Source organism: Flavobacterium panici (assembly GCF_024499525.1).
Classification (GTDB): Bacteria; Bacteroidota; Bacteroidia; order Flavobacteriales; family Flavobacteriaceae; genus Flavobacterium; species Flavobacterium panici.
The window spans coordinates 5,424,685-5,441,332 of record NZ_CP100437.1 but is presented as its reverse complement, the minus strand read 5'-3'; the positions used below and the strand labels follow the sequence as shown (position 1 = coordinate 5,441,332).

The 16,648-nt window shown below is 34.0% G+C and carries 16 protein-coding genes; 4 read left to right on the top strand and 12 right to left on the bottom strand.

From position 1 onward, the window contains the following. Window positions 1-96 precede the first annotated feature (96 nt). The 3 genes from NLJ00_RS22665 to moaA are packed head-to-tail and all read left to right on the top strand — an operon-like array spanning window position 97 to window position 2,446. Window positions 97-528: a molybdenum cofactor biosynthesis protein MoaE gene (locus tag NLJ00_RS22665; protein ID WP_007807486.1), complete on the top strand. Its 432-nt coding sequence runs from the start codon at window positions 97-99 to the stop codon at window positions 526-528. A 9-nt stretch (window positions 529-537) separates the two neighbouring features. Continuing rightward, window positions 538-1,452 carry a bifunctional molybdenum cofactor biosynthesis protein MoaC/MoaB gene (gene moaCB / locus NLJ00_RS22660; RefSeq protein WP_256635509.1) on the top strand — a complete coding sequence of 305 codons (915 nt, stop codon included), beginning with the start codon at window positions 538-540 and terminating at the stop codon, window positions 1,450-1,452. Then, the gene (moaA, locus tag NLJ00_RS22655) at window positions 1,439-2,446 is read left to right on the top strand and encodes a GTP 3',8-cyclase MoaA (protein ID WP_256635508.1); all 1,008 of its coding nucleotides are present in this window, start codon (window positions 1,439-1,441) and stop codon (window positions 2,444-2,446) included. The genes moaCB and moaA overlap by 14 nt, the downstream gene beginning before the upstream one ends. A gap of 200 nt (window positions 2,447-2,646) precedes the next feature. On the opposite strand, the gene NLJ00_RS22650 is transcribed toward moaA, so the two are convergent. From NLJ00_RS22650 to NLJ00_RS22640, 3 genes are all read right to left on the bottom strand, one after another. Further along, window positions 2,647-3,309: a hypothetical protein gene (locus tag NLJ00_RS22650; RefSeq protein ID WP_256635507.1), complete on the bottom strand. Its 663-nt coding sequence runs from the start codon at window positions 3,307-3,309 to the stop codon at window positions 2,647-2,649. A gap of 429 nt (window positions 3,310-3,738) precedes the next feature. Continuing rightward, the gene (locus NLJ00_RS22645) at window positions 3,739-5,181 is read right to left on the bottom strand and encodes a rubredoxin (RefSeq protein WP_256635506.1); all 1,443 of its coding nucleotides are present in this window, start codon (window positions 5,179-5,181) and stop codon (window positions 3,739-3,741) included. Window positions 5,182-5,472: 291 nt separating this feature from the next. Next, the gene (locus NLJ00_RS22640) at window positions 5,473-8,991 is read right to left on the bottom strand and encodes a nitrate reductase (RefSeq protein WP_256635505.1); all 3,519 of its coding nucleotides are present in this window, start codon (window positions 8,989-8,991) and stop codon (window positions 5,473-5,475) included. Between the two features lie 175 nt (window positions 8,992-9,166). On the opposite strand from NLJ00_RS22640, the gene NLJ00_RS22635 reads away from it, so the two are divergent. Continuing rightward, window positions 9,167-9,871 carry a Crp/Fnr family transcriptional regulator gene (locus NLJ00_RS22635; protein WP_053470271.1) on the top strand — a complete coding sequence of 235 codons (705 nt, stop codon included), beginning with the start codon at window positions 9,167-9,169 and terminating at the stop codon, window positions 9,869-9,871. A 19-nt stretch (window positions 9,872-9,890) separates the two neighbouring features. Here the strand turns inward: NLJ00_RS22635 and NLJ00_RS22630 are convergent, their stop codons facing one another. From NLJ00_RS22630 to NLJ00_RS22590, 9 genes are all read right to left on the bottom strand, one after another. Further along, window positions 9,891-10,202 carry a transglycosylase domain-containing protein gene (locus tag NLJ00_RS22630; RefSeq protein ID WP_319800418.1) on the bottom strand — a complete coding sequence of 104 codons (312 nt, stop codon included), beginning with the start codon at window positions 10,200-10,202 and terminating at the stop codon, window positions 9,891-9,893. Beyond that, window positions 10,189-10,422, bottom strand: coding sequence for a hypothetical protein (locus NLJ00_RS22625; protein ID WP_256635504.1), 234 nt, complete (start codon window positions 10,420-10,422; stop codon window positions 10,189-10,191). The genes NLJ00_RS22630 and NLJ00_RS22625 overlap by 14 nt, the downstream gene beginning before the upstream one ends. Window positions 10,423-10,481: 59 nt before the next feature. Beyond that, entirely contained in the window at window positions 10,482-11,102 is a 621-nt protein-coding gene (locus NLJ00_RS22620; protein WP_256635503.1) for a class I SAM-dependent methyltransferase, read from the bottom strand. A gap of 3 nt (window positions 11,103-11,105) precedes the next feature. Then, the gene (locus NLJ00_RS22615) at window positions 11,106-11,819 is read right to left on the bottom strand and encodes an endonuclease/exonuclease/phosphatase family protein (RefSeq protein ID WP_256635502.1); all 714 of its coding nucleotides are present in this window, start codon (window positions 11,817-11,819) and stop codon (window positions 11,106-11,108) included. A gap of 11 nt (window positions 11,820-11,830) precedes the next feature. Then, a complete protein-coding gene (locus NLJ00_RS22610; RefSeq protein WP_256635501.1) occupies window positions 11,831-12,610 on the bottom strand; it encodes a DUF6896 domain-containing protein in 780 nt (259 codons plus the stop codon). Window positions 12,611-12,765: 155 nt separating this feature from the next. Continuing rightward, window positions 12,766-13,131 (bottom strand): hypothetical protein, encoded by a 366-nt coding sequence (locus tag NLJ00_RS22605; RefSeq protein WP_053470266.1) that lies wholly within the window; start codon window positions 13,129-13,131, stop codon window positions 12,766-12,768. A 141-nt stretch (window positions 13,132-13,272) separates the two neighbouring features. Further along, window positions 13,273-14,538 carry an alginate export family protein gene (locus NLJ00_RS22600; RefSeq protein WP_256635500.1) on the bottom strand — a complete coding sequence of 422 codons (1,266 nt, stop codon included), beginning with the start codon at window positions 14,536-14,538 and terminating at the stop codon, window positions 13,273-13,275. 79 nt (window positions 14,539-14,617) lie between these two features. Then, window positions 14,618-16,117 (bottom strand): MFS transporter, encoded by a 1,500-nt coding sequence (locus tag NLJ00_RS22595; RefSeq protein ID WP_256635499.1) that lies wholly within the window; start codon window positions 16,115-16,117, stop codon window positions 14,618-14,620. Window positions 16,118-16,210: 93 nt separating this feature from the next. Continuing rightward, a complete protein-coding gene (locus tag NLJ00_RS22590; RefSeq protein ID WP_256635498.1) occupies window positions 16,211-16,648 on the bottom strand; it encodes a hypothetical protein in 438 nt (145 codons plus the stop codon).

Sequence of the window (16,648 nt, the reverse complement as noted above, 5' to 3'; positions counted from 1 at the left end):
TTACTACAGATTTTAATTAGTGAAAATTAGTGTAATTCGTAGCAAAAGAAAAAATCATTTTAATCCATATAATCTGTGGCAAAAAAAACATAAAGAATGAGTAAAAATGTATTTGTAGAAGGGCCAATATCTCCAGAATTTATAGCCGAGTCGATTGCGAAACATCAATCGAAACATACAATTGGGGCGCACAATATTTTTTTGGGACAAGTTCGTGCCGATGTAATTCACGATAATACAGTCGTGGCGATTGATTATTCAGCTTATACTGATATGGCAAATGAAGCTTTGCATACCATTCGCGAAAAAGCTTTCGCTAAATTCGATTTAACCTGCATGCACATTTACCATAGTTTGGGCGTTGTAAAAGCAGGTGAAATTTGTTTGTTTGTGTTTGTTTCGGCAACACGTCGCAAACAAGTTTATGAAGCAACAGAAGCGATCGTAAACTGGATTAAAACCGATGTGCCGATTTTTGGTAAAGAAATGTTTGAAAACGATACATTCACCTGGAAACAAAATACCTAATAAAATAGAATGGTAGATATTACGCATAAAATAAGCACATTAAGAAAAGCAACTGCAACGGCAATTGTAAAAGTCAGCAGACAAGAAACGATTGATGCGGTGGTGAATAATTTGGTTCCGAAAGGAAATGTGCTCGAAATGGCAAAAACGGCAGGATTATTTGCGGTAAAAAATACGCATTTGTCTATTCCGGATTGTCATCCGCTTCCAATTGAATTTACTTCGGTTGAATATAAAATTGAAGGATTGGAGATTCAGATTATCTTCAATGTAAAAACCGTTTATAAAACCGGAGTTGAGGTTGAAGCCATGCATGGCGCATCGATTGTCGCATTGACAATGTACGATATGCTGAAACCAATTGATAAAGAAATCGAAATTTCGACTATCAAATTGATTAATAAAGAAGGCGGGAAATCTTCTTTTAAAAATAAATTTCCGAATGCTATAAAGGCAGCTGTTTTTGTTTGTTCTGACTCGATTTTCGCAGGAGATAAAGAAGACAGATCTGGAAAAATCATTGTGGAAAAATTAGATTCATACGGAGTTGAAACTTCTCATTATGAAATTATTCCTGATGAATTGGATATTATTCAGGAAAAAACAAAAGCTTACGCAAAAGATAATCAATTGGTGATTTTTACGGGCGGAACTGGATTATCTCCAAGAGATGTAACGCCGGAAGCTTTATCGCCAATATTAGAAAGCAGAATTCCGGGAATCGAGGAAGCAATTCGCGATTACGGACAACAAAGAATGCCTTATGCAATGCTTTCGAGAACTGTAGCCGGAACTTTGGGTAAAAGTTTAGTTTTGGCTCTGCCGGGTTCAACAAACGGAGCGAGAGAATCGATGGACGCTGTTTTTCCGCATGTAATGCACGTCTTTCATATTTTAAAAGGAAAAAATCATGACAGCCTCTAACACAATTTTGACGGATGTTTTTGGGCGCAGACACAACTATCTGCGTATTTCGCTGCTGGAAAAATGCAACCTGCGTTGTACGTATTGCATGCCGGCCGACGGAATTGCGCTTTCTCCTAAAGCTAGTTTAATGACAGCTGACGAGATTTTTGGTATCGCCCAGACTTTTGTACAAAATGGTGTTGACAAAATTAGATTAACAGGCGGAGAACCACTTTTACGAAAAGATTTTCCGGAGATAATTTCAAAATTAGCTGATTTAAATATTTCACTTTCCATAACGACAAACGGAATTTTAATCGATCGTCATATAGACACTTTAAAGCAGTTTAAAGTCAAAAAAATCAATTTGAGTTTAGATACTTTGGTTTCGTCTAAATTTCATTCTATAACACTCAGAAATCAATTTGAAAAGGTTGTAGATAATCTGCATTTACTTTTGAATCATGATTTTCAAGTCAAAGTAAATGTAGTTTTAATGAAAGGTTTTAATGATAACGAAATTGTTGATTTCGTTAAACTAACACAATTTCTGCCTATTTCGGTAAGGTTTATTGAGTTTATGCCGTTTGCCGGAAACGAGTGGGACAGAAGCAAAATGGTTTCTCAAAATGAGATTTTATCTTTAGTTGGAGATGCTTTTTTAGAAGATGAAATTCAAAAACTGGAGGATGAAAAAAACTTCACGGCCAGAACGTATAAAATAAAAGGTTTTCAAGGTGATTTCGGAATTATAAGTTCGATTACAAATCCGTTTTGTGATAGCTGCAACCGAATTCGTTTAACTGCCGATGGAAAAATTAAAAACTGCCTTTTCTCGAATTCAGAAACAGATCTTTTAACGCCTTTTAGAAATGGCGAATCGATTACAAATTTGATTTCTGAATCTGTTCAAAATAAAAAGAAAGTCCGCGCCGGAATGGTTACAATTGTTGAAATGAATGATCCTGCCAAACATTTTGATAATCGCAGTATGATTGCGATTGGGGGGTAAAAGTCAATTGTGAATTATTAATTGTTAATTGTTAATTGTTAATTGTAACACATTACTATATGCCCTTCGACTTTGCTCAGGGTGACATAACAATTACGATTGTCAGGCTGAGCGAAGTCGAAGCCTTCGTACAGTATGTCCTTGCGAGGAACGCATAAAAAAAAGGTTCAACTTTATTAAAGTCAAACCTTTCTTAGATATTATTTTTTCTTTTTAGCTTTAGCCTTTTTTTTAGACTTAACTTTCTTTTTAGCAATTTTTTTTGCTTTCGCTTTATCTTTTGCTTTTTTAGCTTTTTCTTTTTTCTTAGCTGCAGCTTTTAATTTTGCTTTCTTGGCTTTTTCTTTCTGCTTGTCTTTTTTAGCTTTCTCTTTTTTCTTAGCTAATTTCTTTTTCGCTTTGTCCTTTTCTTTGTCCTTCACTTTCTTTACTTTTTTATCAGATTTATTTTTAGCAGTTTCTACAGTTGTAGCTGCTTCATTTGTGCTTTCTTCTTTAGCATCAGTAACAGCAGTTTTTGTAACCACTGTTTTTACAGCCTCCGGTTTAATAGTTGGAGTCAATACTTTTTTAGCAGGAGCTCTGCGTGCTGCCGGTTTTGGTGTAGTTACAGCTGTTTTTGAAACAGATGCTGCCGGAGCTTTTGCTGTAGCTGCTGGTTTTTTTACAGCTGTTGCAGCAGGTTTTGCAGTTGTTGATGCTGGTTTAGCCGTTGTCGCAGTTTTAACTGGAGCAGCTTTACGAACAGGTGCTTTTGCTGGTGTTTTTTCTTCAGCTTTTACACTTTCTGCTGCGGGCTGAATATTTTCAGTTGTAGGTGAATCGATTTTCTCAGGGGTTACTTCTTCGTTCTTGTTTTCCATATAAATGTGCTTTTAAATGAGGATTATTAATAACAATGTGATCAAATTGTTAATTTATGGTTAAGTAAAGATAACTATAAAACAAGTCTCCCAATGTTAAGTTTTTTGGTGAGATTTTAGTTTAACTATTTGAAAGTAAATTATTTGACTTTTTTAGAAAAATTAAAAACTAAAATTTCTTAACAATTCTACATGAAAAAATAGAGGAAATTGCTGTATAAATGCTGATATTGTTAAAAAGAGAGAGGTAAAATTGAATTGCGAATGTAAGATGTAAAATGTATTTACTTGTTGTTTCTTTTGAAAACGAGTTTCCTAGCCCTGATGGGAGCGGCATCCTTTTATGGTCTCGTCATTACGAGATAAAAGATATAGTGGACAGCAGGAATAAGCTCCTAATTATTATGATTGATATTAATTCTCTGCAATTTACTTCGTTAGTTCGCTATCGCTTGTGTCCAGAATTTTGAAATTGCTTTTTGGTGCTTCGCATAAGGAACAGCAATAATCTTCGCCTAAATCTGTAAATGAAATACCTTTTGGAATACCTTGGCTTTCGTCTCCGTATTCAGGTTTATAAAGTGTTAAGCATTCCTGACATTGATAAATATCTTGTTGCGGCTTTTCTTTTTTCTGCGTTTTTTCGGTGGATTCTGTTGTTGCGTTTCCGAGTTCATTAAAATATTTCCGACTTAATTCAATTAAAATCGTTGGCAGTTCGAGTTTGTCAATGTCTTGGGAATGCACAATGTACTCGCGTGTATTTGGATCGAAATTTTTCGCATATAATACATTATATGTATCACGAATTTTAATGGATTCTAAAGCAGCTGGAAGTTCGTTTTTTTCAATTACGATAGAAGTAAAATAATGACCATCACGATTGTATTCGGAAATTCCGAAATTCAATCCGTAAGTACTGATATCAAATTGATCGAGCGTACGAACCAAAAATGTTTTTAAGTTCAATGCCCATTCCATTGCAACGGGTAAATGCCAGTTGAGTTCTAACAGCGAATGGCGAACGTTGATTCCACGTTTGCCTAAGAATTTTTCCCATTCCAGTTTTCGATCTTTTGGAATTCCTTTTATGATAAAAGATTTCCAGGGCGTGATACAGATTTTCCCAATTTTACAGTCGAAACACAAATCGCACATTTCTTTTAGGAAATCGAGATCGTATAAATTATTTCGCCAATATAATCCTAACCAATATTGATCGATTCCCATTCTGTTCATTCCTTCGTAATAAGGAAACGGATAAAACGGAATGTTCAAAGGTTTGTCAATAGTTCTGTTATTGGTGTCTAAAGCTTCGCTTACCAGATTAAAAATCAAATCGATTACTATAGATTCTTCGGCGGTAATTTTTTCGATTTCATAATAGAATTTGGCAATATCCCAGCTGTAAATTAAAACAGGATAAACTTCCATGCGTTCCCATTTTGGTAAACGAATATATAAGTACCAATAATCTTCGTGTTCTGAAGCAATGAAGTTTAAATGTCCGGTAAACAACGGAACCAATTGCTGTTTTGGATCGTTTATATTGACTTTAAGTTTGGGCTGTTCTTTAAAAAGTTCCAATATATAAAGGAATTTATTTCCGGTAAGCCAATTTGTATTTCTGAAAATATCTGTCGAAACATAAGACGAAACAATATTATTACCGCTTTTTTGATCGGGATAAACAAAATGATGTTTTCCTAAAGCCGTTTTGTCCAAAGATGTAAAACCTTTTGGAAAAATAATATCTTGTCTAGAACCAAATGAAATGGAATCCAGTCCTTGATCTGCAGCCATATTAACGACTTCTCTCAACTCTCCCGGCGAAATAACGCCTCCTTTTACTATTAATCTTGTTAACTCCATTTCTTCTTTGTTTCAGGTTTTCTTTGTTTCAGGTTTCAGGTTGCTTTACTTTGGGTATAAATTTTACCGCAAAGTTCACAAAGGATTTTCGCAAAGTTTAGCAAAGCTTTTTTACTTTATCTTTAGTAAGTTGCCAAAGTTCACAAAGCATTAAGTAAAGATTTAGCGCATAGCTTTGTGAACTTTTTTCTTTAGAAAATAATCTTAAGCAGAGAATATAAATCTTTGCGAAACTTTACAAAAAACCTTTGCGAACTTTGCGGTTAGATCTGCACAATCTAACAAAATCAACTAAACTTTACACTTTGCCAATATCTCTTTTACTTCTGTTTTACAACTTCCGCAGCCTAAACCGGCGCCTGTGTTTTTGCATAAATCGGTGAAATTGTTTACACCGCTTTTTATTGTTTCTTCGATATTTCCGGCTCCAACCTGACTGCAGGAACAAACTAATTTTCCTAAAACAGGTTTTGCGCTTGAGCTTCCTCTTAATAATAAATTTCGTTTGTCTGATAATTCGATTTTGCTTTCTATCATCGTTTTGAATTCGGCGAACTCGTTTTTATCGCCCATTAAAATCGCTCCCACAAGCAAATCGTCTTTTACGATGCATTTTTTGTAATAGCGTTTTTTCAAATCGGCAAAAACAATTTCTTCAAATGAATCGTCATTTTCCGGAATTTCAATATCACCAATACTGCAAAGATTTAAATCTTCGAGTTTTAAAATATTCATTAAAACCGAACCTTTATAATAACTGCTGATATCGCCGGCTAAAAAGTTAGCCAGAATATCGGCCTGTTCTTCGGCAGCCGAAGTAATTCCGAATAATTTATTATTGAATTCGGCGATTTCTCCAATCGCAAAAATATCAGGATTTGAGGTTTGTAAATACTGATTTACTTTCACGCCGCGTCCGCAGGAAAGTCCGCTTTCTCTGGCAATTTCTATATTCGGAATTGTTCCGATGGTATAAACGATGGCATTTGCGGTAATGATTCTGCCGCTTTTCAGTGCGATTTCAATTTCGTTCGGATTATCAGTTTCAAAAACGGTACTAACTTCATTATCAAAATAAATCTGAATATCACGAAGCTGAACTTCTTCGGCCAATAATTTACTGGAAATCAAATCCAGCTGACGTTCCATCAAACGCGAAGCTCTCTGAATTATGGTTGTTTTTACTTTTTTATGTTTTAAAGCGGCGGCCAATTCTAATCCTAATAATCCGCCGCCAATAATCACAACATGCTGTTCTTCGGGTGGAAGATTAGTGCTGTCAAGATGTTTTTTTAATCGATCTGCATCTTCTTTTCTTCGTACGGTAAATCGGCTCGGAAGATGAAGCTGTGCGTTTTCTGGAATAAAAGGACGGCTTCCGGTTGCCAGAATTAAGGAATCGAAAGTATGAGTTTCGCCTAAACTGTCTTTTATAATTTTATTGGCTGTATCTATTTTATCAATCGCAACTCCGGCTTTCATGGTAATGTTGAGCTTATTTAAAGCCTCGCCGTCTTTTACTTTTAAAAGCTGTTCCCAAGTGAATTCTCCCGTCATATATTCCGGAAGTAAAACACGATTGTAAAACGGATTTATTTCATTCGAAAAAACAATAATTTCATCGGTTGTATTGAATTCACGGTAGTTTTGAATAAACCTGAAAGAAGCCGCTCCAGCGCCTACAATTGCAATTTTTTGAAATGGTTTTACATATTTTGTAATCGAAACGGTGGTGAATTTAAAATCAGGTTCTTTTGAAACCGGATCGACAACAGTATTGGTTAAATTGTTAGTTCTATTCAAATCATTTTCGAGTTGTTTTCCCCAATGCATTGGCAGGAAAACTACTTTTTCTTTAATGGAATCTGTAACTTTTGCTTTTACGCGAACTTCGCCATTTTTACTTGTAACGGTAACGATATCACCATTTTTAATTTCATTTTTAAAAGCATCAATTGGGTTTATTTCTAAAACCGGACTCGGAATATGAGTCAACAATCTTGATACTTTTCCGGTTTTTGTCATGGTATGCCATTGATCGCGAATTCTTCCTGTTGTTAAAATAAACGGAAATTCTGCATTTGGCTGTACCGATGTATTTTCTATTGAAACCGGAAGGTTGAAAATTGCTTTTTGTGACGGCGTATAGAATTTTTTATCAGTAAATAGTCGGGGAGTTCCCGGATGTCCGTAATCTGGAACGGGCCATTGAAAAGTGCCTTCGGTTTTTAATCGATGATAATTTAAAAATGAAATATCGATGTTTGTGCCTTTGGTAAGCGCACAATGTTCTTTGTAGATTTCTTCGGCACTATTAAAATTGAATCCGTGAAAATTCATTTTTTTAGCAAAACGAATTAGAATTTCAATATCCGGAAGTGCTTCTCCGGGCGCATTTATTCCTTTTGAAAGATAAGAAATACGACGCTCTGAGTTGGTCATCGTTCCTTCTTTTTCTAACCACCCGGCGGCAGGTAGAAGTAAATCGGCAAATTTTGCGGTATCGGCATTATGCGAAATATCCTGAACGACAACGAATTTAGCGTTTTGCAGTGCTTTTTCAATTCTTCTGGAATCAGGTAAACTCACTAGCGGATTCGTGCAGATAATCCAAACGGCTTTCATTTTTCCAGATTCTAAGGCGTCAAACATTTCTGTTGCTGTCAATCCTGGTTTATCTGAAAGTTCGTCAACGCCCCAGAAATCTGCGACTTCTTTTCTATGCGTTGGATTAGCGATATCTTTGTGCGCGGCCAAAAGCGTTGCCATTCCTCCAACTTCACGTCCTCCCATTGCGTTAGGCTGTCCGGTTAATGAAAAAGGTCCTGAACCCGGCTTTCCAACTTGTCCTGTTAATAAAGATAAATTAAGCAAAGCGGTGTTTTTGTCAACGCCAACAGCACTTTGGTTTAATCCCATTGCCCAAAAAGAAAGGAAACCTTTTGCTTTTCCGATTGTGTCGGCGGCGAGTTTAATATCGTTTACTGGAATTCCGCAGAGTTTAGAGGCTTTTTCTAAAGAAGTTCCTAAAACTAAATCTTTATATTGTTTGAAATTTTCTGCGTGATTTTTAACGAAATCATGATCTACATAACCTTTTTCGATAATGCGTTTCGCAATAGCATGATATAAAATAATGTCTGAACCGGGAATAATCTGTAAATGGATATCGGCAAAAGCGGCGGTATCTGTTCGCCTCGGATCTATTACGATTATTTTTGTTTTAGGATTTTTCTCTTTGTGTTTTTCAATTCTTCGAAATAAAATGGGATGACACCAAGCAGGATTTGCACCAGTAATTAAAAGTGTATCGGCAAGTTCAATATCATCGTAAGCAATTGGAACAGAATCTTCTCCGAAAGTTTTTTTATAACCGACAACGGCAGAACTCATGCAAAGTCGGGAATTGGTATCGATATTATTGGTTTTCAAAAAACCTTTTACGAGTTTGTTTACCAAATAATATTCCTCAGTTAAACATTGTCCCGAAATATAAAACCCAACGCTGTCAGGGCCATGTTTTTTTATAATAGAAGAAAATACAGCTGCTGCGCGATCAAGTGCGGTATCCCAACTCACGCGTTCGAGCGGATAGGATTTACTACCGCGCATTTCAGGATATAAAATTCTGTCTGAAGTATCGTTGACTACGTAATGCAGATTCATTCCTTTAGAACATAACATTCCTTTATTAACCGGATGATCTTTGTCGCCTTCTACCATTACGCCGTTTTTGGCATCGTTGGTTACGATTATGCCGCAGCCAACGCCACAATACGAACAGGTAGTTTTGATTTTGGTATTTTGCATTACAGTTCTTTTTTAGATACTATTTCTTGAATCTGCAGGGATTTAGATAAATCACTTACACAAAAATAAGTATTTTTACGTATAAATACGTATTTTTTAAATTTATTTTTCTATTTTTGATCAAATCAAATGAGTAACAACAAATTAGTTTTTAATCCGATAAAAATTTGGACTCATGAAAGAAGAACAAACCGCTTGTTATTCTTGTACCAATGAAAATTGTTTTATCAAGAAACACCTGCATTTAGAGCAAATGAGCCAGTTTGTTTCTAAAAAGCAGAATATTGTCTGCAAAAAATCGGATCAATTTATTACCGAAGGCGCGCCGTTGCAAGGACTTTACTTTATTTGTAAGGGAAAAGCAAAAACAGTAAAAACCGGAATAAACGGACGAGAACAAATCGTACGTCTCACAAAAAACGGAGACACAATAGGCTTTCGCGGATTTGGAACGGGTAAAAAATACTTAATTGGTGCTTATGCGCTGGAAGATACCGTTTTATGTAATTTCAGTAATGAAACTATGCTTGATATTTTAAAACAAGTTCCTGAATTTACATATGCTTTAATGTTGTTTTATGCGGAAGAATTAAACAAAAGCGAGAACAATATTCGTAAAATTGCGCACATGAATGTTCGCGAACGCGTGATTGATTTATTGCTTTATATTCATCGTAAGTTTGGACAAATCAATGGTTTGATCGATATTGATCTTTCCCGAAAAGAAATTGCCGATTTTGCAGGAACTACAGAAGAACAAGCGATACGCGTTATTTCGAGTTTGAAAAAAGAAGAGTTGATAAAAACAGTTGGAAAACGAATTGGGATTTTGGAAGTTTCAGAATTGAGATCTGAAATTATGGAGCATAAATATTTCTAATTTATTTACGTATTAGTACTTATTTGTTATGCAGGATTTTTTCAAATAATAAAACTTTAGCATCAAGTTTCTTTTTGTTTTGGATAGGATTATATAGTCCTGAATTTCGAAATATTACAACTAAAGTTATTATTTGTTTTTCATTCAGTTTTTCTAAATCTTTTTTGAAGTAAAATTTTGAAGCATCTTTTATTCCAATGTTATCAAATCCAAAATCGTAGTGTACTAAAACGAATTTAAGACATTCGTCATGACTAAATTCTTTTTTTATTTTTAGCAAATAAAGAGCTCTTTTTAATAAAGATGTATTTCTAATATCAGTTTGCAGCATTTTGACAAGGACAACTTGGTTCTTTTATTTTTTTATAAATTTTATTGTATGTAAAAATAAAAGCTTGGAAATCTTCTTTTTGAGCATTTTTTAATTCTTTGGTTATAAATAAAAACTCTTCATTTTTATAAATAGGATTGAAGTCGCTCAGTAAATAGATAATTGAGATCATTAAAAAGATTGTAAATCCTAAAAGTATTTTTAATGATTTTTTGAGCATAAAAAAGAGAGGTTTTTTTGTAGAGACGCACCGCAATGCGTCTCCACGTCGAGTATAATTTATTTTTTTCTGCCAATAAAACGAATTACAGAACCTTTTCCGTTATGGAATAAACCTTCGTTGAGTTCGATTTCTTTTTCTTCTAATTCGATGATTTCATAATTAAGGAAATCGGCTTTGATTTCTTCGATAGAAAATAAAGATTCGATATCTTTTGGACCGCCTACTTTTTCGTTTACGGCTAGATATTCTAAATGCTTTTTGCTGAAAGCTTCAAAAATAATAACCCCATTTTTGCGTAATAGTTTATCCAGCTGTTTGTGAATTACCGATTTAATTTCTGCCGGAAAATGAGCATAAATCAAAGCAATCGCATCAAATTGTGCTGTATAAAAATCCAGCGTTTCTAATTCGCCGACTTGATAATCAATTGAAACATTGTTTGCTTCGGCAAGTTTTAAAGCTTTGTTTTTTCCTTCTTCACTAATATCAAAAGCAGAAACGTTCCAGCCTAATTTTGCTGCAAAAATGGCATTTCGTCCTTCGCCTTCGGCAGGAAAAAGAATAGCGCCGGGATTTAGTTTTTCTAATTGTTCTTTTAAATAATTGTTGGGGTCTTCGCCGTACGCAAACTCTTCGCTGCTGTAACGGTCGTCCCATCGCTGAGTCCAGTTGTTCATGGTTTATATATTGAATTTAATTATTAAAGGTTTGTGGTCGCTGAGCGCTGTCCAATCTTGATAAGTTCCTATTTCGACACTTTCCAGGGCTTCAATAAAATCATTTGAAGCAAAGCAATAATCCAGATGATACGGTTTGTTTTCGTGTCTATAAAGATATAAAGTTGGATGCTCTTCTTTACCCTGAATTTGATTAAAATATTTATGATAAGTGCTAAAAATATTCTTGTCGCCTAATTTGTTTACAACCGTTGTATGATTTCCTTCTCTTCGTGGTTTGTCCCAAATCGTATTACTGTTGAAATCTCCAATTAAAATGGTTTTGGTTTCTTTAATTAGATCTTCATAATAATTAATGGCTTTCCAGACCTGAGTTACATATTGTCCGTCTTTATCTTCAGGATTGTTTGCCCAGATTGCAAATAAGAAAAAATCTAATTTTCCGCCAGTTACGGCTATTGGTAAAATGTTTTTATAGTTTGGATTATGGCAATCCAAAAGTTGAAATCGATAATCGCTATAAGAGAAAACGCCAAGTCCTTTATGCGGATTTGTTCCGTACCAAAGAATATCGTTTGGTAATTGTGTTCCGTTTGGAAACTTTAATTTTTCAGGGTTTTCACACTCAGAAATTACAGCAATATCAGGATTGTGGGCTAGAATGAATTCTGCTTTTTTTCTGAATGCCATGTTGCAATTCCAAGCTATGAGTTTCATTTGAAAAGAATTTAAAATTTGAGTCCTATAAACTTCCAAAAACTAAATTTTCTTTTTGTAGTTTGTTCTTCAGGGATATATTCTTTGATTTCTATTTTTTCTCGATCTGTAACTACAATTCCTGTGTGATTTTTAAAATTTGAATTGATATGTTCAAATTTACCAAGAGAAAGCATCTTTTCATTTATTCTAACTCCATCTGCATAATCCTCATAAATCTTCACAGGCAAAGGTTTATAATGAGGTGTTGATTTTATAAAATTAGTAAAAAAGTATGGATCTAAATCTCCAAATTCAAGACCGAAAACAAGTGGAACTTCAATCATTTGACCCGTTTTTTTGTTTTCAAAACCGCAATGAAAACCATGAAAAAAGTATCTCCATTCTTCAAATTTTCCAGCTTGTTTGTTGTTTCTCAAAAACTGATTAAATGTTATCCAAGGACAATCTGAATTGATTGTAATTTTAAGCTGTTCGGCAAGTTTGAAGATTAACTTTTCACCTAATTCTCTATAATCCTTAGCACAATTCTCAAAAAAGAGTTGGTGTTCTTCAATTTCTTGATCTGTAATTAGTTTAGCAATATTAATTTCTGGATTTAAAAGATGAATTCCAACCTGAAATCCTTGTAATTGCTTTTTAAAATTTTGACCAATAGATTCTCGTTGATTTTGGACTGAATTTTCAAAAATAATTTTTAGGGCTTTGGTTCTGGGTATTTTTCTAATTTCTTCTAATGAAGGAATTTGATTAATTGAGTTTATTGTTATTATTTTTGTTGTTCTTTTCAATATATCAGTTTAAATGATGAAAATAATTTCAATCAAATATATTAAAGAATATTCCAAAACATTCAAAATAAAATACCCTTTTCCAAAACTGAAAAAGGGTAATTTAAAATGTATATTTTAGAAAATTCTATTAAAGATCGCTTTGTTTTTTAATCTTAACCAACAAATTTTGTTTCACCACTATTAATGTCAATTTCAGCAAAATTATGTTTTCCGATAACGATAAGCAGCTTATTTGAATTATATCCTACATATCTAATTTCAGGTTCTCCTTTTTTTGGTTTTCCGCAAACAGAAATTACATTAGTCTGCCATTTTAATTTGCTTCTTTTGTAGGCTGATATGGTTTGCAGATCATTTTCAACATAATAAATAATGTTGTCTTTTTTAATGCCTCTTTTTTGTGTTTTTGCGAAATTAATTTCAGAGTTTTTTGAAATTAAAGCATCATTGTATTTTTGGCCAATACCAGGTTGCGTAACAATGAAGGTTAACATTGATAGTTTTAAAAATTGTTTCATTTGGGGGATAGAATTTGGGGTTCGTAATCGATTCAAATATAATTAATTAAACGAGATATCGTAACTTTTTTGTAAATAAAAAAAATACCCTTTTCCGAAATAGGAAAAGGGTAAAATATTTGAGTGAATTTTGAAGAAAAATTATTTTTTCCAGCTAAAAATTCTTGGATTTACAGAAATCATTAACCACGCCCAATTGTTGGTATGTCCGGCATCTCCATTTTTGATAAATTCTAAAGTTTTAGAACCAAACATTTGAGAATAACCTCCTGAAACTGTAATGTCTTTTTTGAAGTTATAGCCAAAAGTTGCGTCGATTTCAGTTCCTAAATAAGAATCTAATTTTTCAACTGGCGTCACTACATCAGCAGCAGATAAAAACACATGCGGAATCAAAGCAAACTGCCATTTGTTTACATTGTAATTCAATTTGACAAATGCATCTTGTAAACCAACATTATTTAAGTGATTTCCAACATAAAAATAATCCATATAACCATTAAAACCGTGGTTGGTTCCAAAAATAGGATTGAAAGATTTAATAACAGTACTTCCGTCATTTGTATCTTTTCCAGAAAGGAATTCATATCCTAAACCAGCTTTAAAAGAATCTGTTATGCTGTAATTAAAATTTGCTGCAGCATTCCAGGCACTTACTTGTTGGTCTGTGCTTTTTCCGGTTTGACCGTATGCCCAAAAATTAGTATCGATTTTACCTTTTTTATAAGCTATATAAGGTCCAAAAGTCTGTTTGTAATCTACTAATAGTTTGGTAGAAGGAGCAGGCTCAGGAGCATACTCGTAACCTGTATTCAATAATAAGAAACTCAAACCAAAAGCTTCATTAAATTGATTATGATACCATGCATATTGCAAAGCTTTATAACTGGCAACAGTATAAGGAGTCTGAAGAACATTTTCGGCAGTAGAGTTATAAGCTCCCCCAAAATCTAATTTTTGTTTTTCAGTATGAAATGAAACTGTAAGTGCATCATGGCTTTGTGCCTGCTGTCCCCAGTCTTGTTCTCCTAAAATACGCTGATTATCGTATGAAAGTACCTGACGTCCCATTCTGGCACTCCATTTTTCAGTGAAATTATATTGTGCCCAGGCTTCAAAAACAGCAACTCCGTTTTTATCTGCTGGAGCTGTTGGTGCAACGTCACCCCAGGTTCTGGTATTTTGCAGCGTTAATTTTACAATTAAATCTTCTTGTTTATAATTGAAATTCAAACGAGAACGCTGTGAAATTTGTGAAGTTCCTTCCTGACCTTCTTGCAAAAGTTGTTTATATCCGTTTCGGTATTCAAAACGAGGCCTTATTTGTAAATTTACATCTAATTCTTGTGCTTGCATCGCTGCGCCAGTACCAAAAAGGAATAGAGCAATTAATTTTATTTTTTTCATAAAACTTGTAATTTTTTGATGGCGTAAATTTATAAGAAAAATAAGCCCTTATTAATGATAAAAGTCATTATTTTAAAATTTAATTGGTTACAGGTACAAGTTGCTGTTTTTCAATTGTTTTTACTGTTTTATGTTGTTTTTTGCTCACACTTTTGGTAATGGCATAATGCATCCAGACTAAACATCCGGTTGAAAAAAGCAGAATAAAAATCCATGAACTAGACCAGATTCCGGTTGCAGTTAATAAATATCCGAATATAATAGGGCCAAAGAAACCACCCAAACCGCCAATCATACCAACCATTCCGCCTACAACACCCACTTCATTTGGGAAATATTCGGGAATATATTTGTAAACTGCTGCTTTTCCAATTCCCCATGAAATTCCAATCAGGATTACTAAAACTAAGAAAACCCACATATTAGCATCAAATTTAATAACGGTAATTCCTTTTGCCAGAAGTTCTTTTTTCTTCACGCTTTGATTTTCTGCGACAACAACTTGCTGCCATGATGTTGAAGTTGGAAAAATGGCATTTTCGGCATTTTTTTCTTTTTTCTGTGCGACCGCAAAATCTGTTTCGCCAATCTTAATTTTATCATTTGTAACAGCGGTAATAGTTCCTTTTTTGGTTGCTAAAACGCCTGGGCCGGTAGTTGTAATTTCCATTTTCGGAATGGCTAATAAAGCACTTAAAACTACTGAAGATCCTAAAACCCAATACATCACTTTTCTTGCCCCGAATTTATCTGATAAATAACCTCCAAAAGCCCTGATTACGCCAGAAGGAAGACTGAACATTGTTGCAAACAAACCTCCCATAACTAAACTGGTTTGATAAACGTTCATGAAATTTGGCAAAAGCCATTGTGAATAGGCTACAAAACAACCAAAAACTAAAAAGTAATACGCCCCAAAACGCCAAACTCTTGCAGATTTTAAAGGAACCAGCATTTGAGAAACGGTTTTAGTATTGTTTTCCGGTTTTTTGTTTTGAGTGAAAATCAAAAAAGCAACCCCAATTACTACTAAAGAAATGGCATAAATAACAGGAAGTATTTTCCAGCCGTTTTGTGGATCTTCAATTGAAAAATGATTTAATAGGGAAGGAGCTAAAAAGGTTGTTATGGCTGCGCCGGCATTTCCCATTCCGAAGATACCTAAAGCGCGACCCTGCCATTCTTTTGGATACCAAATAGAGGTATAACCAATTCCGACGGCAAAACTAGTTCCAACCATTCCGAAGAAGAAACTAAGTAAAGCAAACATAAAAAAGCTGTCGGCGTAGGGAAGAAGAAACAATGGAATCGAGCTGAGAAGCAGTAAAAGTGAAAAAACATATTTTCCTCCAAATTTATCTGTCAGGATTCCAATAGGAAGACGCATAATGGAACCTGTTAGAATTGGAATACCTAAAAGCCATCCCACCTGAACAACGCTCCAGTGGAAAATTCCGTTATCGACTAAAAAGGTTACTAAGACCCCGTTTAATGTCCAACAGGCAAAACACACGGTAAAAGCCAATGTGTTCAAAAATAAAATTTTGTGTGATTGAGATAATGAGTTTGTAGTTTTCATAGCACTTATATTTTTTGTAAAAATAAGTACTATAACTTAGTTAAAATATGCTAAAACGCAGTTTTTGAAAAATAATTACGTATTTATACTTAATTATTCTTTGCTTTTTTCAATTGAAGCCCAAGTTGTTTTTAAAATAGTTTTTTCATAATTACTTTCTTCAATAATTTCATTATCATTTTTCGAATCTACGACGTATTTCTTTGGGAAATTTACATTAGATGAAGGAGCTTTTTCGGGAGATATATTCACCTCTTCATTAGGAGTGAATTTTTTTAAACTGCATAAATCCAATACTCTGAAAGTGTCTCCTTTGGTGGTTTTAACTATTGTTATGGAGGCAAAAGCTGTAATACCACAAAGTATTTGAATTGGAGTATGTTCAACTACAATAACTTTTTCGCTTTGTCTTAGTTTAAAGTATTTCCATTTTTTTTGAATAGAATCTGAATATTCCTGAGAATAGCTTTGTGAATATATTTTTGAACTTAAAATGAAAATTACAAAAATGTATTTAAGTAGTTTTCTCAT

Excerpts from the sequence above, each read along its gene's own strand:
- NLJ00_RS22665 (WP_007807486.1), top strand. The coding sequence starts at position 97 with ATGAGTAAAAATGTATTTGTAGAAGGGCCAATATCTCCAGAATTTATA.
- moaCB (WP_256635509.1), top strand. The coding sequence starts at position 538 with ATGGTAGATATTACGCATAAAATAAGCACATTAAGAAAAGCAACTGCA.
- moaA (WP_256635508.1), top strand. The coding sequence starts at position 1,439 with ATGACAGCCTCTAACACAATTTTGACGGATGTTTTTGGGCGCAGACAC.
- NLJ00_RS22650 (WP_256635507.1), bottom strand. The coding sequence starts at position 3,309 with ATGGAAAACAAGAACGAAGAAGTAACCCCTGAGAAAATCGATTCACCT.
- NLJ00_RS22645 (WP_256635506.1), bottom strand. The coding sequence starts at position 5,181 with ATGGAGTTAACAAGATTAATAGTAAAAGGAGGCGTTATTTCGCCGGGA.
- NLJ00_RS22640 (WP_256635505.1), bottom strand. The coding sequence starts at position 8,991 with ATGCAAAATACCAAAATCAAAACTACCTGTTCGTATTGTGGCGTTGGC.
- NLJ00_RS22635 (WP_053470271.1), top strand. The coding sequence starts at position 9,167 with ATGAAAGAAGAACAAACCGCTTGTTATTCTTGTACCAATGAAAATTGT.
- NLJ00_RS22630 (WP_319800418.1), bottom strand. The coding sequence starts at position 10,202 with ATGCTGCAAACTGATATTAGAAATACATCTTTATTAAAAAGAGCTCTT.
- NLJ00_RS22625 (WP_256635504.1), bottom strand. The coding sequence starts at position 10,422 with ATGCTCAAAAAATCATTAAAAATACTTTTAGGATTTACAATCTTTTTA.
- NLJ00_RS22620 (WP_256635503.1), bottom strand. The coding sequence starts at position 11,102 with ATGAACAACTGGACTCAGCGATGGGACGACCGTTACAGCAGCGAAGAG.
- NLJ00_RS22615 (WP_256635502.1), bottom strand. The coding sequence starts at position 11,819 with ATGAAACTCATAGCTTGGAATTGCAACATGGCATTCAGAAAAAAAGCA.
- NLJ00_RS22605 (WP_053470266.1), bottom strand. The coding sequence starts at position 13,131 with ATGAAACAATTTTTAAAACTATCAATGTTAACCTTCATTGTTACGCAA.
- NLJ00_RS22600 (WP_256635500.1), bottom strand. The coding sequence starts at position 14,538 with ATGAAAAAAATAAAATTAATTGCTCTATTCCTTTTTGGTACTGGCGCA.
- NLJ00_RS22595 (WP_256635499.1), bottom strand. The coding sequence starts at position 16,117 with ATGAAAACTACAAACTCATTATCTCAATCACACAAAATTTTATTTTTG.
- NLJ00_RS22590 (WP_256635498.1), bottom strand. The coding sequence starts at position 16,648 with ATGAGAAAACTACTTAAATACATTTTTGTAATTTTCATTTTAAGTTCA.